General features: G+C 65.5%; 18 protein-coding genes and 3 rRNA genes. 16 read left to right on the top strand and 5 right to left on the bottom strand.

Features of this window, described 5'->3' with window-relative positions:
• The first annotated feature begins 173 nt into the window (after window positions 1-173).
• The 3 genes from AT701_RS18835 to AT701_RS18825 all read left to right on the top strand — a co-directional run bounded on the left by AT701_RS18835 (window position 174) and on the right by AT701_RS18825 (window position 3,998).
• A complete protein-coding gene (locus tag AT701_RS18835) occupies window positions 174-3,167 on the top strand; it encodes an acyl-CoA synthetase (protein WP_011729310.1) in 2,994 nt (997 codons plus the stop codon).
• A gap of 75 nt (window positions 3,168-3,242) precedes the next feature.
• A complete protein-coding gene (locus AT701_RS18830; RefSeq protein ID WP_003895209.1) occupies window positions 3,243-3,779 on the top strand; it encodes a hypothetical protein in 537 nt (178 codons plus the stop codon).
• Window positions 3,780-3,788: 9 nt separating this feature from the next.
• Window positions 3,789-3,998, top strand: coding sequence for a Trm112 family protein (locus tag AT701_RS18825; protein ID WP_003895208.1), 210 nt, complete (start codon window positions 3,789-3,791; stop codon window positions 3,996-3,998).
• Here AT701_RS18825 and AT701_RS18820 read toward each other — a convergent pair.
• The 5 genes from AT701_RS18820 to AT701_RS18800 all read right to left on the bottom strand — a co-directional run bounded on the left by AT701_RS18820 (window position 3,972) and on the right by AT701_RS18800 (window position 7,007).
• Window positions 3,972-4,607 carry a TetR/AcrR family transcriptional regulator gene (locus AT701_RS18820; protein ID WP_003895207.1) on the bottom strand — a complete coding sequence of 212 codons (636 nt, stop codon included), beginning with the start codon at window positions 4,605-4,607 and terminating at the stop codon, window positions 3,972-3,974. The genes AT701_RS18825 and AT701_RS18820 overlap by 27 nt on opposite strands.
• A gap of 13 nt (window positions 4,608-4,620) precedes the next feature.
• Entirely contained in the window at window positions 4,621-5,448 is an 828-nt protein-coding gene (locus tag AT701_RS18815) for an ABC transporter permease (protein WP_162267870.1), read from the bottom strand.
• On the bottom strand, window positions 5,388-6,152 hold the full coding sequence (locus AT701_RS18810; RefSeq protein WP_058126393.1) for an ABC transporter ATP-binding protein: 765 nt from the start codon (window positions 6,150-6,152) through the stop codon (window positions 5,388-5,390). The genes AT701_RS18815 and AT701_RS18810 overlap by 61 nt, the downstream gene beginning before the upstream one ends.
• A 76-nt stretch (window positions 6,153-6,228) precedes the next feature.
• On the bottom strand, window positions 6,229-6,795 hold the full coding sequence (locus AT701_RS18805) for a Clp protease N-terminal domain-containing protein (RefSeq protein ID WP_058126392.1): 567 nt from the start codon (window positions 6,793-6,795) through the stop codon (window positions 6,229-6,231).
• A gap of 2 nt (window positions 6,796-6,797) precedes the next feature.
• Entirely contained in the window at window positions 6,798-7,007 is a 210-nt protein-coding gene (locus AT701_RS18800) for a helix-turn-helix domain-containing protein (RefSeq protein ID WP_003895203.1), read from the bottom strand.
• Between the two features lie 74 nt (window positions 7,008-7,081).
• On the opposite strand from AT701_RS18800, the gene AT701_RS18795 reads away from it, so the two are divergent.
• The 13 genes from AT701_RS18795 (at window position 7,082) to AT701_RS18735 (ending at window position 22,708) form a co-directional block, all read left to right on the top strand.
• Window positions 7,082-7,705 (top strand): DNA-3-methyladenine glycosylase, encoded by a 624-nt coding sequence (locus AT701_RS18795; protein WP_003895202.1) that lies wholly within the window; start codon window positions 7,082-7,084, stop codon window positions 7,703-7,705.
• Between the two features lie 6 nt (window positions 7,706-7,711).
• Window positions 7,712-9,034, top strand: a complete 1,323-nt coding sequence (gene tyrS / locus AT701_RS18790) for a tyrosine--tRNA ligase (protein ID WP_058126391.1) — start codon at window positions 7,712-7,714, stop codon at window positions 9,032-9,034.
• Window positions 9,035-9,389: 355 nt separating this feature from the next.
• Window positions 9,390-10,911 (top strand): 16S ribosomal RNA (locus tag AT701_RS18785).
• A gap of 366 nt (window positions 10,912-11,277) precedes the next feature.
• A 23S ribosomal RNA gene (locus AT701_RS18780) occupies window positions 11,278-14,404 on the top strand.
• A gap of 139 nt (window positions 14,405-14,543) precedes the next feature.
• Window positions 14,544-14,657, top strand: a 5S ribosomal RNA gene (gene rrf, locus AT701_RS18775).
• Together the 16S, 23S and 5S rRNA genes form the textbook arrangement of a ribosomal RNA operon.
• A gap of 180 nt (window positions 14,658-14,837) precedes the next feature.
• Window positions 14,838-15,683 (top strand): tetratricopeptide repeat protein, encoded by an 846-nt coding sequence (locus AT701_RS34310; RefSeq protein ID WP_223495647.1) that lies wholly within the window; start codon window positions 14,838-14,840, stop codon window positions 15,681-15,683.
• Window position 15,684: 1 nt separating this feature from the next.
• A complete protein-coding gene (locus AT701_RS18765) occupies window positions 15,685-16,713 on the top strand; it encodes an HAD-IIA family hydrolase (RefSeq protein WP_011729306.1) in 1,029 nt (342 codons plus the stop codon).
• Between the two features lie 13 nt (window positions 16,714-16,726).
• A complete protein-coding gene (locus AT701_RS18760; protein WP_003895198.1) occupies window positions 16,727-16,933 on the top strand; it encodes a hypothetical protein in 207 nt (68 codons plus the stop codon).
• Between the two features lie 6 nt (window positions 16,934-16,939).
• Window positions 16,940-17,749 carry a TlyA family rRNA (cytidine-2'-O)-methyltransferase gene (locus tag AT701_RS18755; RefSeq protein WP_011729305.1) on the top strand — a complete coding sequence of 270 codons (810 nt, stop codon included), beginning with the start codon at window positions 16,940-16,942 and terminating at the stop codon, window positions 17,747-17,749.
• A complete protein-coding gene (locus AT701_RS18750) occupies window positions 17,746-18,669 on the top strand; it encodes an NAD kinase (RefSeq protein WP_003895196.1) in 924 nt (307 codons plus the stop codon). The genes AT701_RS18755 and AT701_RS18750 overlap by 4 nt, the downstream gene beginning before the upstream one ends.
• Window positions 18,670-18,675: 6 nt before the next feature.
• Window positions 18,676-20,448, top strand: coding sequence for a DNA repair protein RecN (recN, locus tag AT701_RS18745; RefSeq protein WP_058126390.1), 1,773 nt, complete (start codon window positions 18,676-18,678; stop codon window positions 20,446-20,448).
• 118 nt (window positions 20,449-20,566) lie between these two features.
• The gene (gene steA / locus AT701_RS18740; protein ID WP_011729304.1) at window positions 20,567-21,763 is read left to right on the top strand and encodes a putative cytokinetic ring protein SteA; all 1,197 of its coding nucleotides are present in this window, start codon (window positions 20,567-20,569) and stop codon (window positions 21,761-21,763) included.
• A 3-nt stretch (window positions 21,764-21,766) separates the two neighbouring features.
• Window positions 21,767-22,708: a copper transporter gene (locus AT701_RS18735; protein ID WP_003895193.1), complete on the top strand. Its 942-nt coding sequence runs from the start codon at window positions 21,767-21,769 to the stop codon at window positions 22,706-22,708.
• Window position 22,709 lies beyond the last annotated feature (1 nt).

Raw genomic sequence — 22,709 nt, 5'->3', positions numbered from 1 at the left:
GATTCCGGGTAGCGGCAAACGGCAGATGGGCCACCCGACTTTGTCCGGCACCGTCGCTGTTGCGGTACGTCACACCGGTGTGCTGGATCCATTACCGGAAGCAGCGACGATGGTTGTGCCATCATGGCCTCGTCGATCGGGGATTCGGGCCGTGATGTGGGGAGCAAACTTTGGTGGATTTCTCGGCAGTGACCAAGCCCATCGAGCGGTTACTGGCGACGGCGCAGAACGGTCTCGAGGTGCTGCGCTACGGCGGGCTGGAGACCGGCGCGGTGCCGTCGCCGTTCCAGATCATCCAGAGCGTGCCGATGTTCAAGCTGCGCCGGTATTTTCCGCCCGACGCGCGTCCCGGCGCGCAGATTGTCGGCCCGCCGGTGCTGATGGTGCACCCCATGATGATGTCCGCCGACATGTGGGACGTCACGCGTGAATCCGGGGCGGTCGGCATCCTGCACCGCGCGGGGATCGATCCGTGGGTCATCGATTTCGGCGAACCCGACAAGGTCGAGGGCGGCATGGAGCGCACCCTCGCCGATCACGTCGTCGCGCTGAGCGAGGCCATCGACACCGTCCGTGAGGTCACCGGGCGCGACGTGCACCTGGCGGGCTATTCGCAGGGCGGCATGTTCGCCTATCAGGCCGCGGCCTACCGCCGCTCGAAAGACCTGGCGAGCATCATCGCGTTCGGTTCGCCCGTGGACACGCTGGCGGCGCTGCCGATGAACCTGCCGTCGAGCATCGCGCCCGCCGCGGCGGACTTCATGGCCGATCACGTCTTCAGCCGGATCGACATCCCCGGGTGGCTCGCGCGCACGGGCTTCCAGATGCTCGACCCGATCAAGACCGCGCAGTCACGCATCGACTTCCTGCGCCAGTTGCACGACCGCGAGGCCCTGCTGCCGCGCGAGCAGCAGCGCCGCTTCCTGGCGTCCGAGGGCTGGATCGCGTGGTCCGGTCCGGCGATCTCGGAACTGCTCAAGCAGTTCATCGCGCACAACCGGATGATCACCGGTGGCTTCTCGATCCACGGCGACCTGGTGACGCTCTCCGACATCAACTGCCCGATCCTGGCCGTCGTGGGCGAGGTCGACGACATCGGCCAGCCCGCCTCGGTCCGCGGCATCAAGCGCGCCGCCCCACAGGCCGACGTGTACGAATACCTCATCAGGGCAGGGCATTTCGGCCTCGTCGTGGGATCCAAGGCCTCCGAGCAGACGTGGCCGACCGTCGCGCAGTGGGTGAAGAGCCTCGAGATCGGCGAGCCGATGCCCGAGGGCGTGGTCCCGATGGCGACGCAGCCGCCCGACCAGCACGAGGGCGGCGTCTCGATCTCGTCGCGCATCACCCACGGCGCCAACGCCGCGACGGAGGTGGCCTTTGAGGTGGCCCGCAACGCGGCCGACGCACTGGTGGCCGCCAACAAGTCGGCTCGAACCCTCGTCGTCGAGACCGCCCGGACGCTGCCCAGGCTGGCGCGCCTCGGTCAGGTCAACGACCACACCCGGATCTCGCTGGGCCGCATCATGAGTGAGCAGGCCCGCAACGCCCCCAGCGGCGAGGCGTTGTTGTTCGACGGCCGGGTCCACACGTACGAGGCCGTGGATCGTCGCATCAACAACGTGGTGCGCGGCCTGATCGACGTGGGGGTGCGACAGGGTGCGCACGTCGGCGTCCTGATGGAGACGCGCCCCAGTGCGCTGGTGGCGATCGCGGCGCTGTCCCGCCTCGGCGCGGTGGCCGTGCTGATCCCGCCCGACGTCGACCTGGCGGAGGCGATCCGCCTGGGCGGCGTGTCGGAGATCATCGCCGATCCCACCCATCTGGAGGCCGCGCTCGCCCTCGACGTGCGGGTGCTGGTGCTCGGCGGCGGCGAGGATCGCAACCTCAACCTGCCCGACGGTGCCGACGTCACCGACATGGAACAGATCGATCCCGACAGCGTGGAACTGCCCGGGTGGTACCGCCCCAACCCGGGTCTGGCGCGCGACCTCGCGTTCGTCGGTTTCAGCACGATCGGCGGCGAACTGATCCCTCGCCAGATCACCAACTACCGCTGGGCGCTGTCGGCGTTCGGCACCGCCTCGGCCGCCAATCTGGGCAGGGCGGACACCGTGTACTGCCTCACCCCGTTGCACCACCAGTCCGGTCTGCTGGTGAGCCTGGGCGGCGCCGTGGTCGGCGGCTCGCGCATCGCACTGTCCCGGGGATTGCAGCCCAACCGGTTCCTGCAGGAGATCCGCCAGTACGGCGTCACCGTGGTGTCCTACACGTGGGCGATGCTGCGTGAGGTGATCGACGATCCGTCGTTCACCCTCAAAGGAAGCCACTCCGTCCGGGTGTTCATCGGCTCGGGCATGCCCGCCGGGCTGTGGAAACGTGTGACCGAGGTCTTCGAACCGGCGCAGGTGGTCGAATTCTTCGCGACCACCGACGGGCAGGCGGTGCTGGCCAACGTGTCCGGCCACAAGGTCGGGAGCAAGGGACGCCCGCTGCCGGGCGGCGGACAGATCGAACTGGCGGCCTACGACCCCGACGACGACCTCATCCTGGAAGACGAGCAGGGCTTCGTCCGCCGGGCCGAGGCCGACGAGGTCGGGGTGCTGCTGGCGCGTCCGCGTGGCCCGGTCGACCCGACCGCGGTGGTCAAGCGCGGCGTGTTCGCGCCGGCCGACACCTGGGTGTCGACGGAATATCTGTTCCGCCGCGACGAGGACGGCGACTACTGGCAGGTGGACAACCGCAGTGCGGTGATCCGCACCGAACGCGGACCGGTGTTCGCCACGACCATCAGCGACGCCGCAGGACGCCTCAACGCCGTCGACATGGCGGTCACCTACGGCGTGGATCTGGGGGACCGTGAGGTGGCCGTCACGGCGCTCGCACTGCGGCCGGGCGGCAGCATCCCGACGGCCGATCTGACCGTGGCGCTGACGGACCTGCCGGTCGGCAATCCGCCCGATTTCGTCCACGTCGTTCCCGACATGGAACTCAGTGCCACGTACCGGCCCCTCGTGGCTCCGCTGCGCGCGGCAGGCATCCCGAAACCGCACCGGCGTAACTCTTGGTACTTCGACGCCGATACAGGGACGTACAAGAGGTTGACCCAGGCCGTGCGCACCGAGCTGGCCGGGGACGACACCGACGACGCGGCGGTTCCGACGCAATAGGGCATCACGAACCACCGTGCCCGGCGGCGGGGGCGCTGTTAGGCTCCCGCTGGCGGCAGACTGACTGGAGGATTGATGGCAGCACGAACTGGCAGCACGAAACCCTACGGTTGGCGCCGCGCCGTCCCCGCAGCCATCGCGGGCGGCGCACTGGCTACTGGACTTCTGATCGGCGCCGCCGCGCCGACTGCGTACGCGGTGCCGTCAACCAAGGAGAACGACGCGCCGGTACCGAAGATCTCGCCCGATGAGGTGCTGGCCCAGATCGCCAACGAATACGCCACGGGCCGCGGCGGGGGACAGGTCTCCAACCTGATCCACGACGTGATGAAACTGCGCCAGCAGGGCTACCGTCCGTCCAACTCCAACGCGACCGCGCTCGCGGAGGCACTCGACAAGCGCCCCAACCAGACTCCGCTCGTCGAGGCGCTCAAGAGCACGCTGTCCTACCAGCGCAAGCTGCAGGCCCAGAACCAGGCGTCGGTCACCAGCGGCGGGGTCACCGCCGGCATCAACCAGGCGCCTCCCGGCATGCCGGTCGACCCGACCAACCCGAACAACACCGGAGTGTTCATCGGGCCGAGTGGCGGCATCGCGCTGCCCGTCGGATAGCGTCGCGGTGTGATCGACGAAAAACTGCTGAGCATCCTGGTCTGCCCGCAGGATCGCGGTCCGCTCCTACTGGTCGGTGACGAATGGCTGTACAACCCGCGGCTGCGCCGGGCCTACCGCATCGAGGACGGCATCCCGGTGTTGCTGGTCGACGAGGCGGTCGCGATCGAGGACGACGCCGAACACCAACGGCTAATCGAGCGCGCCGAATCCCGGTAACTCGCCGGTGAGATAACGCTGCAGGTTCGGGCCGATGGTCTCGGCGATCTGCTCGACCGGCAGCGACTTGAACGGTTCGAGTTCGAGGATGTAGCGCGCCATCACGACACCCACCAGCTGCGATGCCACGTACTGCACGCGGATGCGGCCGCTGCCGGCCGGGTTGTCGACGCGCGAGCCGACCTCGCCGACGATGACCTCCTGCAGGAACGACCGCACGAGGGACACGTCGTTGCCGGCCAGTATCGACCGCAACGTGGCGATGAAGCCCTTGCCGAGTTCGGAATCCCACAGCGGCAGCAGCAGCCTCGGCAGGGTGTGCCCGATCTGCTCGACGGGCACCTCGCGCAGCGGCCCGATGACCTCCAGCGGGTCGATGGGAATGTGGATGGCCGCCGCGAACAGCTGGGTCTTGGTGCCGAAGTAGTGATGGACCAGTGCCGGGTCGACGTCGGCACCCGCCGCGACCGCACGGATCGAGGTCTTGTCGAAGCCGTTGCGCGCGAACAACTCTCGTGCCGACGCGAGGATCCGATCGCGGGTGTCCGACGCGCCGGGCGGTCGGCCGGGGCGTTTGCGCGCGCGTCCGGTGTCAGAGGTGGCGGTCAACTCGTTCCTCGGGTCATGGTGTCCGTCTGCGCAGTGTCGCCGCCGCCAGACACAGCGCCAGCACGGCGAACCCCACCACCACAGAGATGTCGCGTACCGCGGTGGCAGTCAGGTCAGGATATGCGCCGACCTCCTGCAGTGCCTCCAACGCGTAACTGGCGGGCAGCGCGTTGCTCACCCACTGCAGCCACTCCGGCAGCGCGGCGCGCGGCACGATGATCCCGCACAACAGCAGCTGCGGCGCGATGACCAGCGGCATGAACTGCACGGCCTGGAACTCGGTGCGCGCGAACGCACTGCACAGCAGGCCGAGTCCGACACCCAGCACGGCGTTGACGATCGCGATGCCGACCACCAGCAGCGGGCTGCCCTCGGTGTGAAACCCCAGCAACCAGAACGCGACGATGCAGGCGAGGGTGGCCTGGGCGGCGGCCGCGAGCGAGAACGCCGTGCCGTACGCCGCCAACAGATCGAACCGTCGCAACGGTGTGGTCAGAATGCGTTCGAGCGTCCCCGACACGCGTTCGCGTTGCATGGTGATCGACGTGATCAGGAACATCACGATCAGCGGGAAGACACCGAGCATGATCAGGCACGCGGTGTCGAACGGCGACGGTGCGCCGGGGCGCTGCGGGACGTCGTCGAACATGAAATAGATCAGCGTGATGATCAGGCTCGGCACCAGCAGGATCATCGCGACGCTGCGGTGGTCGCCGGCGAGTTGCCGCAGGATCCGGGTGGTGGTGGCGAGGTACGCGCGCGAACCCGGCCGCCGAACACTCACGCTGCCGCGGTGTACTGCCTGATGACGGCCAGGAACGCTTGTTCCAGGGAACTGCATGAGGTGTCCTCTCGAAGCCGGGCCGGGGTGGTGTGGGCGAGGAGCCGGCCCTCGCGCATGAGCAGCAGGTCACCGCAGTGATCTGCCTCATCCATGACGTGACTGGAGACCAGCAGCGTGGTGCCTTTCGCGGCCAGGTCGTTGAACTGCTGCCACAGATCGACGCGGAGAACTGGGTCGAGTCCGACGGTCGGCTCGTCGAGGACCAGCAGTTCGGGTTCGGCGACCAGCGCACATGCGAGCGACGCGCGTGTGCGCTGGCCTCCCGAGAGATTGCCGCAGTATGCGCTGCGCTGGTCACCGAGGCCGACCGCGTCGACGGCCTGATCGGCCGCTGCGGGGGAGGTGCCGTACAGCGCCGCGAAGTAGCGCACGTTGTCGATGACGCGCAGGTCGTCGTAGATCGTGGGGTTCTGCGTCACGTAACCGACGCGGTGCCGCAGCGGGGCCGAGCCCGCCGGGTGGCCGAGCACCGTGACCGTCCCTTTCGCGACGATCTGGGTGCCGACGATGCAGCGCATGAGAGTCGTCTTGCCGCAGCCCGACGGGCCGAGCAGGCCGGTGATGGTGCCGCGCGCGATGCGTACGGTCACGTCGCGCACCACGGGTCTGCCGCCGCGCACGACGTGCAATCCGTCGATGTCGACCGCGGGTTCCCGTTCGGCCGGCGCTCCCGACAATTCATCGCGCGATGAAGTCATCATGCAATGAATTCTAGGCCTGCCGTAGTCCGGTGGGAAGACGATGCGCCGAGACATTTCGGCGCCGGCGGCGCCTGGCTCAGGCGGCGGACTCCAGCAGGCCGACGATGTCGGCCCGCAACCGCGCGACGTCGACGTACTCGGTGATCAGCGACAGCGTGTGGTCGTCGGCGCCCCGCAGGATCCCGAGCAGCACATGCTCGGATTCGATGACAGAGTCCTTGTGCGCGAGGGCTTCTCGCAGCGCCAGCTCGAGCGCCTTCTTGGCGGGCTTGGTGAACGGGATATGCCCGCGGCGGCGACGGCGTCGTCCGGAGCGCTGTAACGCGCCGTCCCATGCATCGGCGCCGAAACTGCGCGACACACTGTCGCGCACGGCATGCAGATCGATGCCGATCGACCGCAGCGCGTCGGCGTCGCGCTCGAAGGTCTCGTCCTCCGGGGTGGCAACGGCGCCGAGTCCAGCCCGCACGGCCTCCGCGGTCAGTCCGTGGCCCGCGAGCAGCGCGCCGAGGTCGCGCCCGGCACTCTGCAGCACTCCCACCAGCAGGTGTTCGGGCCGGATCTCATCGCATTGCAGTTCCCGCGCCTCCTCCTGGGCGAGCACCACCGCGACGCGGGCATGCCGGCTGAACCGCTCGAACATCGTCAACTCCTCCGGTTGTACTTCTGGTGGACGGCCTGGCGACTGACGCCGAGGGCGGCCGCGATGGCCTGCCAGCTCCAGCCCTGTGCGCGGGCATTCGCGACGTGGATGGCCTCGAGTCGTTCCTGCAGGCGGCGCAGTGCGCGCACCGCATCGAGCCCGACCGCGGGATCCACGCTGGCCATGGCATCGGTGGTCGGTTCGTCGCTCATGTCGTCAAGTTAGCTTGACGACATGAGCGGCGTCAAGAAAACTTGACACAAAAGGAACAGGCACAATCGCATCGATGAGCGTCGACCTGCTGACCGGTGATCCGATCGCCGCGGCACGTCGGCTGATCGGCGCCCACCTCGTCGGGCGGGACGTCACCGCCACGATCGTCGAGGTCGAGGCCTACGGCGGACCGCCGGACGGCCCGTGGCCGGACGCGGCGTCGCATTCGTTCCGCGGGCCCGGCGTGCGGAACTCGGTGATGTTCGGTCCGCCGGGGCACCTGTACACCTACCGCAGTCACGGCATCCACGTATGCGCCAATGTCGTGTGTGGATACGACGGGGTGGCCGGCGCCGTACTGCTGCGCGCAGCGGTCGTGACGGACGGAGTCGACAGTGCACAGCGTCGACGCGGCCCGCAGGTGCCGCCCAAGGGGTTGGCCCGCGGACCCGGAAATCTGTGCTCTGCTCTCGGAATCGTCATGGAAGACAACGGAATCGACCTCTTCGACGACGCGAGCCCGGTCCGGTTGAGTCTTGACGGACGCGCTCCGGGGTCGGCCGACGTTCTCGAAGGCCCCCGCGTCGGGGTCAGCCAGGCGGCCGATCGTCCGTGGCGTTTCTGGCTCGCGTCGACGCCCGAGGTGTCGGCTTACCGGCGCAGCCCGCGAGCACCGGCGCCCGGCAGCAGTGACTGATGCGGGATGATCGTTCCCGTGACTTCAAGCGCAACCGGAATCCTCGATGAGTTGGACTGGCGCGGGCTGATCGCACAGTCGACGGACCGTGAGGCCTTGGCGAGCGACCTCGCCAAGGGGCCGATGACCGTCTATTCCGGGTTCGATCCGACCGCTCCGAGCCTGCACGCGGGGCATCTGGTTCCGCTGCTCACGCTGCGCCGTTTCCAGCAGGCCGGCCATCGGCCCATCGTGCTGGCCGGCGGCGCGACCGGGATGATCGGTGATCCCCGGGACACCGGCGAGCGCACGATGAACACCGAGGACACCGTGGCCGACTGGGCGGACCGGATCCGCGGCCAGCTCGAACGGTTCGTGGAGTTCGACGGCTCGCCGACCGGCGCCATCGTCGAGAACAACCTGACCTGGACCGGGGAGCTCTCGGCGATCAGCTTCCTGCGTGACATCGGCAAGTACTTCTCGGTCAACGTCATGCTCGACCGCGAGACCGTGCGCCGCCGCCTGGAGGGTGACGGCATCTCCTACACCGAGTTCAGCTACATGCTGTTGCAGGCCAACGACTACGTCGAACTGCACCAACGGCACGGTTGCGCATTGCAGGTCGGCGGATCCGACCAGTGGGGCAACATCGTCGCCGGCGTGCGGCTGGTGCGTCAGAAGATCGGCGCGACGGTTCACGCGATGACGACGCCGCTGGTCACCGACTCCGAGGGCAAGAAGTTCGGCAAATCGACCGGTGGTGGCAATCTCTGGCTGGATCCGGAGATGACCAGCCCGTATGCCTGGTACCAGTACTTCGTCAACACGGCCGACGCCGACGTCCTGGGTTACCTGCGCTGGTTCACCTTCCTGACGCCCGACGAGCTGGCTGAACTCGCCGACGCGACCGAGAACCGGCCGCACGAACGCGCTGCTCAGCGTCGTCTGGCCCGTGAACTGACGACTCTGGTGCACGGGGAAGGCGCGACGAAATCGGTCGAGTACGCCAGTCGGGCACTGTTCGGCCGCGGCGAGCTCGCCGACCTCGACGAATCGACGTTGTCGGCGGCGTTGCGCGAGGCCGGCAACGGCCAGGTCGCCGAGCTGGCTCCTGGCGGGCCGGACTCGATCGTCGACCTTCTGGTGGCGACCGGGCTGTCGAACAGCAAGGGAGCGGCGCGTCGGACGGTCGCCGAGGGCGGCGTTTATGTGAACAACGCGCGCGTCGAAAGCGACGAGTGGGTACCACAAGAATCCGATTTCCTGCATGAGGGCTGGCTGGTGTTGCGGCGTGGCAAGCGCCACATTGCGGGGGTGCGCCGGGTGACCGCGTCTGACCAGGGAAAATAGCCCTCTGACCTGGGGATTTGACTCCCAGTTTCCAAGGACGTAACTTATTCCAGGTCAGAGCGACACGGCCCAGCCGGGAAGCGAAGACAAAGTCCGAGAGAGACTCCCACTAAGGTGGGGGATCCTCGCTGCCACTAGAGAATGCAGCGGCTTTTAGCCGCCGGATTCTTGCGCGGCAAAGTCGGGCGTGTTGTTTGAGAACTCAATAGTGTGTTTGGTGGTTTTTGTTTGTTGTTTTTTGTCCGCCTCTTTTTCCCGTTTAGGGGTGGATGTTTTTGATGCCAGTTTTGGTGTCTTTTTGTTAGGTCAGATTTTCTCTGATTGTGAATTCACCTGTCTTTGGATGGGTTGTTTTTGTTTGGAGAGTTTGATCCTGGCTCAGGACGAACGCTGGCGGCGTGCTTAACACATGCAAGTCGAACGGAAAGGCCCTTTCGGGGGTACTCGAGTGGCGAACGGGTGAGTAACACGTGGGTGATCTGCCCTGCACTTTGGGATAAGCCTGGGAAACTGGGTCTAATACCGAATACACCCTGCTGGTCGCATGGCCTGGTAGGGGAAAGCTTTTGCGGTGTGGGATGGGCCCGCGGCCTATCAGCTTGTTGGTGGGGTGATGGCCTACCAAGGCGACGACGGGTAGCCGGCCTGAGAGGGTGACCGGCCACACTGGGACTGAGATACGGCCCAGACTCCTACGGGAGGCAGCAGTGGGGAATATTGCACAATGGGCGCAAGCCTGATGCAGCGACGCCGCGTGAGGGATGACGGCCTTCGGGTTGTAAACCTCTTTCAGCACAGACGAAGCGCAAGTGACGGTATGTGCAGAAGAAGGACCGGCCAACTACGTGCCAGCAGCCGCGGTAATACGTAGGGTCCGAGCGTTGTCCGGAATTACTGGGCGTAAAGAGCTCGTAGGTGGTTTGTCGCGTTGTTCGTGAAAACTCACAGCTTAACTGTGGGCGTGCGGGCGATACGGGCAGACTAGAGTACTGCAGGGGAGACTGGAATTCCTGGTGTAGCGGTGGAATGCGCAGATATCAGGAGGAACACCGGTGGCGAAGGCGGGTCTCTGGGCAGTAACTGACGCTGAGGAGCGAAAGCGTGGGGAGCGAACAGGATTAGATACCCTGGTAGTCCACGCCGTAAACGGTGGGTACTAGGTGTGGGTTTCCTTCCTTGGGATCCGTGCCGTAGCTAACGCATTAAGTACCCCGCCTGGGGAGTACGGCCGCAAGGCTAAAACTCAAAGGAATTGACGGGGGCCCGCACAAGCGGCGGAGCATGTGGATTAATTCGATGCAACGCGAAGAACCTTACCTGGGTTTGACATGCACAGGACGCCGGCAGAGATGTCGGTTCCCTTGTGGCCTGTGTGCAGGTGGTGCATGGCTGTCGTCAGCTCGTGTCGTGAGATGTTGGGTTAAGTCCCGCAACGAGCGCAACCCTTGTCTCATGTTGCCAGCACGTTATGGTGGGGACTCGTGAGAGACTGCCGGGGTCAACTCGGAGGAAGGTGGGGATGACGTCAAGTCATCATGCCCCTTATGTCCAGGGCTTCACACATGCTACAATGGCCGGTACAAAGGGCTGCGATGCCGTGAGGTGGAGCGAATCCTTTCAAAGCCGGTCTCAGTTCGGATCGGGGTCTGCAACTCGACCCCGTGAAGTCGGAGTCGCTAGTAATCGCAGATCAGCAACGCTGCGGTGAATACGTTCCCGGGCCTTGTACACACCGCCCGTCACGTCATGAAAGTCGGTAACACCCGAAGCCGGTGGCCTAACCCTTGTGGAGGGAGCCGTCGAAGGTGGGATCGGCGATTGGGACGAAGTCGTAACAAGGTAGCCGTACCGGAAGGTGCGGCTGGATCACCTCCTTTCTAAGGAGCACCACGAGAGACACTCTCCGTTGGGGAGGGTGTGAGCCGTGAGGAGCTGGAGCGCTGTAGTGGCGCCGGCTTGGTGCACAGCAAACGTTGAGATGCGGTGTGGGAAACGCTGTTTCGATGGACTGCCAGACACACTATTGGGCCCTGAGACAACAGGCCCGTTGTTCCCTGGCCACTGTGTGTGGTGGGAGGCGTGTTGTTGCCCTGCTTTGGTGGTGGGGTGTGGTGTTTGATTTGTGGATAGTGGTTGCGAGCATCTAGTTCGTAAGAGTGTGGCTGCCGGCCTTTGAGGTTGGGTGGCGCATTGTTGCGGACAAATTGATGTGCAATTTTTCTTCTGATTATTGGTTTTTTGTGTTGTAAGTGTTTAAGGGCGCATGGTGGATGCCTTGGCACTGGGAGCCGATGAAGGACGTAGGAGGCTGCGATAAGCCTCGGGGAGCTGTCAACCGAGCGTTGATCCGAGGATGTCCGAATGGGGAAACCCGGCACGAGTGATGTCGTGTCACCAGGCGCTGAATATATAGGCGTCTGGGGGGAACGCGGGGAAGTGAAACATCTCAGTACCCGTAGGAAGAGAAAACAAAATGTGATTCCGTGAGTAGTGGCGAGCGAAAGCGGAGGATGGCTAAACCGTATGCATGTGATACCGGGTAGGGGTTGTGTGTGCGGGGTTGTGGGACCTATCTTTCCGGCTCTACCTGGCTGGAGGGCAGTGAGAAAATGTTGTGGTTAGCGGAAATGGCTTGGGATGGCCTGCCGTAGACGGTGAGAGCCCGGTACGTGAAAACCCGACGTCTGTCTTGATGGTGTTCCCGAGTAGCAGCGGGCCCGTGGAATCTGCTGTGAATCTGCCGGGACCACCCGGTAAGCCTGAATACTTCCCAGTGACCGATAGCGGATTAGTACCGTGAGGGAATGGTGAAAAGTACCCCGGGAGGGGAGTGAAAGAGTACCTGAAACCGTGCGCTTACAATCCGTCAGAGCCCTCGACGTGTCGTGGGGTGATGGCGTGCCTTTTGAAGAATGAGCCTGCGAGTCAGGGACATGTCGCGAGGTTAACCCGGGTGGGGTAGCCGCAGCGAAAGCGAGTCTGAATAGGGCGTATCCACACAAGAGTGTGTGGTGTAGTGGTGTGTTCTGGACCCGAAGCGGAGTGATCTACCCATGGCCAGGGTGAAGCGCGGGTAAGACCGCGTGGAGGCCCGAACCCACTTAGGTTGAAGACTGAGGGGATGAGCTGTGGGTAGGGGTGAAAGGCCAATCAAACTCCGTGATAGCTGGTTCTCCCCGAAATGCATTTAGGTGCAGCGTCGCATGTTTCTTGCCGGAGGTAGAGCTACTGGATGGCCGATGGGCCCCACAGGGTTACTGACGTCAGCCAAACTCCGAATGCCGGTAAGTCCAAGAGTGCGGCAGTGAGACGGCGGGGGATAAGCTCCGTGCGTCGAGAGGGAAACAGCCCAGATCGCCGGCTAAGGCCCCTAAGCGTGTGCTAAGTGGAAAAGGATGTGCAGTCGCGAAGACAACCAGGAGGTTGGCTTAGAAGCAGCCACCCTTGAAAGAGTGCGTAATAGCTCACTGGTCAAGTGATTGTGCGCCGATAATGTAGCGGGGCTCAAGCACACCGCCGAAGCCGCGGCAGCCAACGTGTTGGCTGGGTAGGGGAGCGTCCTGCATCCGGTGAAGCCGCCGAGTGATCGAGTGGTGGAGGGTGTGGGAGTGAGAATGCAGGCATGAGTAGCGATTAGGCAAGTGAGAACCTTGCCCGCCGAAAGACCAAGGGTTCCTGGGCCAGGCCAGTCCGCCCAGGGTGAGTCGGGACCTAAGGCGAGGCCGACAGGCGTAGTCGATGGACAACGGGTTGATATTCCCGTACCCGTGTATGTGCGTCCATGATGAATCAGCGGTACTAACCATCCAAAACCACCGTGATCACACCTTTCGGGGTGTGGCGTTGGTGGGGCTGCATGGGACCTTCGTTGGTAGTAGTCAAGCGATGGGGTGACGCAGGAAGGTAGCCGTACCGGTCAGTGGTAATACCGGGGTAAGCCTGTAGGGAGTCAGATAGGTAAATCCGTCTGGCGTATATCCTGAGAGGTGATGCATAGCCGAGTGAGGCGAATTCGGTGATCCTATGCTGCCGAGAAAAGCCTCTAGCGAGGACATACACGGCCCGTACCCCAAACCAACACAGGTGGTCAGGTAGAGAATACTAAGGCGTACGAGTGAACTATGGTTAAGGAACTCGGCAAAATGCCCCCGTAACTTCGGGAGAAGGGGGACCCACATGGCGTGTAAGCCTTTACGGCCCAAGCGTGAGTGGGTGGCACAAACCAGTGAGAAGCGACTGTTTACTAAAAACACAGGTCCGTGCGAAGTCGCAAGACGATGTATACGGACTGACGCCTGCCCGGTGCTGGAAGGTTAAGAGGACCCGTTAACTCCCTTTGGGGGTGAAGCGGAGAATTTAAGCCCCAGTAAACGGCGGTGGTAACTATAACCATCCTAAGGTAGCGAAATTCCTTGTCGGGTAAGTTCCGACCTGCACGAATGGCGTAACGACTTCTCAACTGTCTCAACCATAGACTCGGCGAAATTGCACTACGAGTAAAGATGCTCGTTACGCGCGGCAGGACGAAAAGACCCCGGGACCTTCACTACAACTTGGTATTGGTGCTCGATACGGTTTGTGTAGGATAGGTGGGAGACTGTGAAGCTCACACGCCAGTGTGGGTGGAGTCGTTGTTGAAATACCACTCTGATCGTATTGGGCCTCTAACCTCGGACCGTATATCCGGTTCAGGGACAGTGCCTGGTGGGTAGTTTAACTGGGGCGGTTGCCTCCTAAAATGTAACGGAGGCGCCCAAAGGTTCCCTCAACCTGGACGGCAATCAGGTGTTGAGTGTAAGTGCACAAGGGAGCTTGACTGCGAGACGGACATGTCGAGCAGGGACGAAAGTCGGGACTAGTGATCCGGCACCTCTGAGTGGAAGGGGTGTCGCTCAACGGATAAAAGGTACCCCGGGGATAACAGGCTGATCTTCCCCAAGAGTCCATATCGACGGGATGGTTTGGCACCTCGATGTCGGCTCGTCGCATCCTGGGGCTGGAGCAGGTCCCAAGGGTTGGGCTGTTCGCCCATTAAAGCGGCACGCGAGCTGGGTTTAGAACGTCGTGAGACAGTTCGGTCTCTATCCGCCGCGCGCGTCAGAAGCTTGAGGAAACCTGTCCCTAGTACGAGAGGACCGGGACGGACGAACCTCTGGTATACCAGTTGTCCCACCAGGGGCACGGCTGGATAGCCACGTTCGGACAGGATAACCGCTGAAAGCATCTAAGCGGGAAACCTCTTCCAAGACCAGGCTTCTCACCCTCTAGGAGGGATAAGGCCCCCCGCAGACCACGGGATTGATAGACCAGACCTGGAAGCCTAGTAATAGGTGCAGGGAACTGGCACTAACCGGCCGAAAACTTACAACACCCCATAATCGTTGTAAGAAGAAACATTGACGCACCGCGCTCGCAACCACACTCCACGGATGATCAAACCGATCACCCCACCACCAAAACAAACCCACAAGTTTGCTCTCATGTGGGTCACCACATAAGAGAATAGAGTTACGGCGGTCCATAGCGGCAGGGAAACGCCCGGTCCCATCCCGAACCCGGAAGCTAAGCCTGCCAGCGCCGATGATACTACCCATCCGGGTGGAAAAGTAGGACACCGCCGAACACAAATTAGGAATCACCCCCCACGTTTTCGTGGGGGGTGATTCTCTTTTCAGCCGGCCCATTCTCGGTCTCGAATTCCGTCAGAAATCCCGTCAGAAAAATGGCGGAAAAGGCGTGCGATTATGGCTGGTCGGGCACTGGCCAGTATCCTTTCGGAGACAGTGCGGGTAGAAAGGCACACGTGGTCGGAGACAGTCAAGGCGGCGAGGAACGCCGCCCGCGGCGTGCAGCCAGCAACCGCGCATCGAACAATCAGCGGGGCAATCGTTCATTCGATCCCCGTTCTCGTGATCGGCGACCGCCGCGCTCGTCGGGTCCCGGCCGTGCCCGGCCGGCTCAGCCGGAATCCGCCGAGGACAGCCAGGACTCCGCGCCGAGACTTTCAGCAGACATCGAGGCCAGGCAGCTGGCACCTGAGGTCCGTCGTGAACTCGTGACCCTGGACAAGGCCACTGCCGACTACGTCGCGCGCCATCTCGTGGCCGCAGGCAACCTCCTGGACGAGGATCCCGAGACCGCATTGGCTCACGCCCGCGCCGCGCGGGGACGGGCCGCCCGGATCGCGGCGGTCCGCGAGGCCGTCGGCATCGCGGCGTACCACTGCGGTGACTGGGCACAGGCCCTCGCCGAACTTCGTGCCGCGCGCCGGATGGGCAGCAAGTCACCGCTGCTCCCGATGATCGCCGACTGCGAACGCGGAGTGGGCCGCCCCGAGCGGGCCGTCGAACTCGCGCGCAGCCCCGAAGCCGAGGCACTCACAGGTGAGGACGCCGACGAACTGCGCATCGTGGTGGCCGGCGCCCGCGCCGACCTCGGGCAGTTCGAGCAGGCGCTGACATTGTTGTCGACGCCCCCGCTCGATCCCACGAGCCGAGGCCAGACCGCGGCCCGCCTGTTCTACGTCTACGCCGACCTCCTGCTGGCCGTCGAACGCACCGACGAGGCGCTGCAGTGGTTCATCCACGCGGCCGAGGCCGATGTCGAGGGCGTGACCGACGCCGAGGAACGCATCACGGAGCTGTCCTGACGTGACGACGCTTGCGCGGCAACACGATTGCCTGCTGCTCGACCTCGACGGCACGGTGTTCCGTGGGCACGAGGCCACCCCGGGCGCGGTCGAGAGCCTGGCCGGCCTGGACGCGCGACTGCTCTACGTCACCAACAACGCCTCGCGGGCGCCGCAGCAGGTCGCCGAACATCTACGTGAACTCGGCTTCAGCGGCGACGCCGACGACGTCGTGACCAGCGCCCAGAGTGCGGCACGGGTGCTCGCGGCGCAGCTTCCCGCCGACGCCCGTGTGCTGGTCGTGGGCACCGAGGCCCTCGCCGACGAGGTTCGCAACGTCGGCTTGCGGCCGGTCCGGCAGTTCGCCGAGGACCCGGTCGCGGTCGTGCAGGGACACAATCCACAGACCGGCTGGGCGGATCTGGCCGAGGCCGCGCTCGCGATTCGTGCCGGCGCCCTGTGGGTCGCGGCGAATGTCGACCTGACATTGCCGTCGGAACGCGGCCTGTTGCCCGGGAACGGGTCCATGGTCGCAGCACTACGGGTGGCCACTGGCCATGATCCTCAGGTTGCGGGGAAGCCGCAGCCGACGCTGATGCGCGACGCATTGAGCCGGGGATCGTTCGAGGCTCCGTTGGTCGTCGGGGACCGCCTCGACACCGACATCGCCTGCGCGGTTTCGGCCGGCCTGCCGAGCCTCATGGTGCTCAGCGGTGTCAGTACCGCCACGGACGCGGTCTTCGCCGCCGAGCACGAGCGGCCTGACTACATCGCAGCCGATCTGCGCTCGCTGCACGTCGCGGCCGAGACGCTCAGGGTCGGTCCGCAGCCGGAATGGCGTGTCGAGGTCGATTCGGACCGCGTCGAGGTGTATTCGACGGGCAAGGTCACCGACGATCCACTGTCGGTCGTGCGGGCCGTCGCACACGCCGTATGGACGGATTCGGACGACCACGTGTACGACAACGACGGGTACACCTTGGTTGCCGGGGACGACACGGCCCGCGCCGCGCTGCAGCGCGCATCGCTGCTGTCCCCGTCGATCGACTAGCGTTGATGACGCTATGACTACCGATCCTGACCAACTCCGGGCGCGGGTCGCAGAGGTGCTCGCCGACCTGCCGGATCTGTCTGCCGACGGATCCGAGCTCGTCGATACCGACATCGACCTGCTGGCAGCCAAGCTGGAACAGGCACACGACCTGCTGGTGCAAGCGCTCGAGACGGTCGACAAGGGCCAGGTGGGCGGGCCCCAGGCACCTGGGGTGTGACCGGCCGTGGCACGGCGAGCTCGAGTTGACGCCGAGCTGGTTCGACGGGGCCTGGCCCGCTCGCGCCAGCAGGCGGCTGAGTTGATCGGTGCCGGACGCGTCCGCATCGACGGTATGCCCGCGGCCAAACCGGCCACGGCGGTGTCCGTCGACGCCAATCTCACCGTGATCGAGTCGGACGAGCGCACCTGGGTGTCGCGTGGCGCCCACAAGCTGATCGGTGCGCTGGACGCGTTCGGTTTGTCCGTCGAAGGCCGCCGCTGCCTCGACGCCGGGGCGTCCACGGGAGGTTTCACCGAGGTTCTGCTCGACCGCGGTGCCGCCGAGGTGGTGGCCGCGGACGTCGGTTACGGACAGTTGGCGTGGTCACTGCGTTCGGATCCACGGGTCCATGTGCTCGAGCGCACCAATGTTCGCGATCTGACACCCGAGGCCATCGGCGGTCCGGTCCAGATGATCGTCGCCGATCTGTCCTTCATCTCGCTGGCCACGGTGCTGCCCGCGCTCACCGCGTGCGCGGTGCGCGACGCCGATATCGTTCCCATGGTGAAACCCCAGTTCGAGGTCGGGAAAGACCGCGTCGGCGCCGGCGGCGTGGTCTCCGACCCCGAGTTGCGCATCGATGCGGTGTGCACGGTCGGGCGCAAGGCCGCCGCGCTGCAGTGGCATGCTGTCGATGTGACGGCCAGCCCGCTTCCCGGGCCCTCGGGCAACGTGGAGTACTTCCTGAGGCTGCGCGCCGAGACCGATTCGCCGCTGGAGGGGGACGCGCTTGAAGCTGCGGTCCGCCGGGCGGTCGAGGAAGGGCCGCAATGACAGTTGAGCGCTCGATCCTGCTGGTGGTGCACACCGGGCGGGACGAGGCGACCGAGGTCGCCCGCCGAGTCGAAAAGGTACTCGGCGACAACGGTATTGGCCTGCGTGTCCTGTCGGCCGAGGCCGTCGATCACGGATCGGTGCACCTTGCGCCCGATGAGATGCGGGCGCTCGGCGTGCAGATCGACGTCGTCGACCCCGATGAACGGGCCGCCGAGGGCTGTGAACTGGTGCTCGTGCTGGGCGGCGACGGTTCCTTCCTGCGTGCGGCGGAGTTGGCGCGCAACGTGGGCATCCCGGTGCTCGGCGTCAACCTCGGGCGTATCGGATTTCTCGCCGAAGCCGAGGCCGAGGCCATCGACATGGTGCTCGACCATGTCATCAGGCGGGACTACGTGGTCGAGGAACGCATGACCCTCGACGTGGCGGTGCGCGCGCACAACGAGATCATCAGCCGCGGGTGGGCGCTCAACGAGGCCAGCCTGGAGAAAGGCCCGCGGCTCGGGGTGCTGGGCGTGGTGCTGGAGGTCGACGGACGGCCGGTGTCGGCGTTCGGTTGCGACGGTGTGCTCGTGTCGACCCCGACCGGATCCACCGCGTACGCGTTCTCGGCGGGCGGCCCGGTGTTGTGGCCCGATCTTGAGGCGATCCTGGTGGTGCCCAACAATGCTCATGCATTGTTCGCGCGGCCCATGGTGACCAGCCCGGAGGCCTGCATCGCGATCGAAGTTGAGGCGGGAGGCAACGATGCGTTGGTGTTCTGTGACGGCAGGCGCGACATGGTGGTGCCCGCCGGCGGGAGGCTCGAGGTGACGCGTTGCGGTACGCCGGTGAAATGGGTGCGGCTCGACAGCGCGCCGTTCACCGACAGGTTGGTGAGGAAGTTCCGGCTTCCGGTCACCGGGTGGCGGGGGCAGTGACCGGACGTGCTGGCCGAGATCCGAATTGAATCACTGGGCGCGATCAGCGCCGCGACCGCGGAGTTCGACCGCGGGTTGACCGTGTTGACGGGTGAGACCGGCACCGGCAAGACCATGGTGGTGACGGGCCTGCACCTGCTGGGCGGGGCCAGGGCCGACGCCACCAGGGTGCGTTCCGGCTCGGAGCGTGCCGTGGTCGAAGGCCGATTCACCACAACGGAATTGGGCGATGACGTGGCCGCGCGGGTCCAGGAGATCCTGGACACCTCCGGTGCCGAACGCGACGAGGACGGCAGCATCATCGCGGCGCGGTCGGTCAGCCGGTCCGGGCCGTCGCGGGCGTACCTGGGTGGCCGCAGTGTCCCCGCGAAGTCGCTCAGTGGTTTCACCGCCGAGGTGCTCACGCTGCACGGTCAGAACGACCAGTTGCGGCTGATGCGTCCGGACGAGCAGCGTGCCGCGCTGGACCGGTTCGCCGACGTCGACAAACCGCTGGCCCGCTACCGCAAGATCCGCGAGCAGTGGCTGACGGCACGTCGCGATCTGATCGACCGTCGGCAGCGAGCCAGGGAACTGGCGCAGGAGGCCGACCGGCTGAGCTTCGGAATCAACGAGATCGACGCCGTGGCGCCGCAGCCCGGTGAGGACGAGGCGATCGTCGCCGACATCCGGCGCCTGTCCGAACTCGACGCGCTGCGCGAGGCAGCGCAGACCGCGCGGGTGGCGCTCGCCGGCGACCTCGACGTCCCGTCGCCCGAATCCGTCTCGGCGACCGACACCGTCGGCCACGCCAAGGCCGCGCTCGAGGCCACCGACGACGCGGCCCTGCGGGCGCTGGGGGAGCGGCTCGGCGAAGCCGTGGCCGTGATCTCGGACGTGACCGCCGAGCTCGGGGACTATCTGGCCGAACTCCCCAGCGACGCAAGCACTCTGGAAACGAAGCTGGCACGTCAGGCGGAGCTGCGCACGCTGACCAAGAAGTATGCCCCCGACATCGACGGCGTACTGGGGTGGGCGCGTGACGCCGCGCAGCGCCTCGCGCAGCTCGACGTGTCCGAGGAGACGCTGGCCGCGCTCGAACAGCAGGTCGGCGAACTGGAGACCCAGGTGGTGGCGGCCGCGGGTGAGCTCACCAAGGCCAGGACCAAGGCAGCCAAGGGCCTCGCGAAAGCGGTGACCGCGGAGCTGGCCGGCCTGGCGATGGCCAACGCGGTGTTCAGTATCGACGTCAACCCACTGGTGGCCCGCTCCGACGACTCCGCCCCGGTGACCCTGGCGGACGGCACCGTGGTGCACGCCGGCCACGACGGTGTCGACGCGGTCGAGTTCGGCTTCAGTGCCCACCGCGGCGCCGACGTGCTGCCGCTGACCAAGAGCGCCTCCGGCGGCGAGCTGTCCCGCGTCATGCTGGCGCTCGAGGTCGTGCTGGCGGCGTCGGTCGAGGGCACCACGATGGTGTTCGACGAGGTCGACGCCGGGGTCGGCGGCCGCGCGGCGGTGCAGATCGGCCGCAGGCTTGCCAAGCTCGCGCGCACGCACCAGGTCATCGTCGTGACCCACCTGCCGCAGGTCGCGGCCTACGCCGATGCGCACCTGGTGGTCGACAGCGGCAACGGCCGGACCAAGTCGAGCGGCGTGCGACGCATCGAGGACGAGGACCGGGTGGCCGAGCTGGCCCGCATGCTCGCGGGGCTGGGGGAGTCCGACAGCGGTCGCGCCCATGCGCGCGAGCTCCTGGAGGCCGCTCAGAAGGAGCGCACGGGCGATCTCGTCGGCTGACAATTCACCTGAACGCCACGTCAGCGACGTGTTACCAGTGTTACTGGATGTGACTTATGGGGCTGATGTTACGGCGCGCCTCCATCGTCTGACGGCGTACTCCCGACAGAATCACCCCATGAAGATGTCAGCGCTGCTAACTCGCAATGCCAGCTCGCGCCCGGGGATCACCGGCACTGCCCGCGTAGACCGCGACATCGACCGACTGCTCCGACGGATCGGCCCTGGCGACATCGTCGTGATGGACGTGCTCGACCTGGACCGCATCACGGCTGACGCCCTGGTCGAGGCCAACATCGCAGGCGTGGTCAATGCCTCGCCTTCCATCTCGGGGCGCTACCCGAACCTGGGCCCCGAGGTGCTCGTCGGCAACGGCATCGTGCTGATCGACGAGGCGGGACCCGAGGTCTTCAAGAAGATCAAGGACGGCGCACGCGTGCGGTTGCACAACGGCGGCGTCTACTCCGGTGACCGCCGGATCGCGCTGGGCACCGAGCGCACCGATCAGGACATCCACGAGTTGATGCACGAGGCCAAGAGCGGTCTGGTGGCGCATCTGGAGGCCTTCGCCGGTAACACCATCGAGTTCATCCGCAGCGAGAGCCCGCTGCTGATCGACGGCATCGGCATCCCGAACATCGACGTCGACGTGCACCGGCGCCACGTCGTGATCGTCGCCGAGGAGCCCAGCGCGGCCGAGGACCTCAAGGCCCTCAAGCCGTTCATCAAGGAGTACCAGCCCGTGCTGGTCGGCGTCGGTGCCGGCGCCGACGTGCTGCGCAAGGCCGGCTACCGTCCGGCGCTCATCGTGGGCGATCCCGACAAGATGAGCGTCGAGGTGCTGAGGTCCGGTGCCCAGGTGGTGCTGCCGGCCGACGCCGACGGTCACGCCGCGGGCCTGGAACGCATCCAGGATCTCGGTGTCGGCGCCATGACGTTCCCGGCGGCCGGATCGGCCGCGGACCTCGCGCTGCTGCTGTGCGATCACCACGGCGCGTCGCTGATCGTGACCGCCGGGCACACCGCCACGATCGAGGAGTTCTTCGATCGCTCGCGGCAGGCCAGCAACCCGTCGACGTTCCTCACACGGCTCAAGGTGGGCGAGAAACTCGTCGACGCCAAGGCTGTCGCCACGCTCTACCGCAGCCGTGTCTCCGGTGGGGCGATCGCCATGCTGGTGCTCGCGATGCTGGTCGCCGTCATCGTCGCGCTGTGGGTGTCGCGCGCCGACACCGCCGTGGTCGACTGGGTGGTCTCGTACTGGCACCAGTTCACCGCATGGGTGCAGAGCATCATCGGCTCACTGGGTGGATGACCGGTGATAACGCTACGGGCGCACGCGATCTCGTTGGCCGCGGTGTTCCTGGCGCTGGCCATCGGGGTCGCGCTGGGATCGGGTCTGTTGTCCAACACCGTGCTGTCGGGTCTGCGTGACGACAAGCGTGACCTGCAGAATCAGATCGACACCCTCACCGACGACAAGAACCGCCTGAACCAGAAGCTCAGTGCGGCAAGCGAATTCGATGCCCAGGTGGCGTCGCGCATCCTCGCTGGCGCGCTCAAGGACAAGTCGGTGGTGGTGTTCCGCACCCCCGACGCCGCTGATGGTGACGTCGAGGCCATGACCCGCTACGTCGGCCAGGCCGGCGGCGCGGTCACCGGCACCGTGACGTTGACGCAGGAGTTCGTCGACGCGAACTCGGCCGACAAACTGCTCTCGGTGGTCAACTCGCCGATCGTGCCCGCGGGACGGCAACTGTCCACCAAGTTCGTCGACCAGGGCTCGCAGGCCGGCGATCTGCTCGGCATCGCGCTGCTCATCGACAAGAGCCCGGGCGCTGCGCCGGTCGACGACAGCCAGCGCGACACCGTGCTCTCCGCACTGCGGGAATCCGGCTTCCTGACTTATGAGAACAGCCACATCGGCGCGGCCGACACCGCGCTGGTGGTCACCGGAGGCGCATTGGGCGAGGACGCCGGAAATCGCGGTGCGACCGTTGCCCGATTCGCCGCCGGGCTCGCGCCGCACGGATCGGGAACCGTCCTCGTAGGCCGCGACGGCTCCGCCTCGGGTACCGCCGCCGTTGCTGTGACCAGGTCGGATGCGGCCCTCACCGGTACGGTCAGCACGGTCGACGATGTCGACACCTCCTCGGGTCAGATCACCGCAGTCCTGGCGCTCGGCGAACTTGCCGGCGGCGGGAAACCGAGTCAGTACGGCACCGGCCGGGGTGCGTCTTCGGTGACGGTCCCGCAGTAGA

The sequence above is a fragment of the Mycolicibacterium smegmatis genome, from assembly GCF_001457595.1.
GTDB classification, from domain to species: Bacteria; Actinomycetota; Actinomycetes; order Mycobacteriales; family Mycobacteriaceae; genus Mycobacterium; species Mycobacterium smegmatis.
Note: the sequence above shows the minus strand (reverse complement) of the source record. Positions and strands in the feature narration are given on the sequence as shown.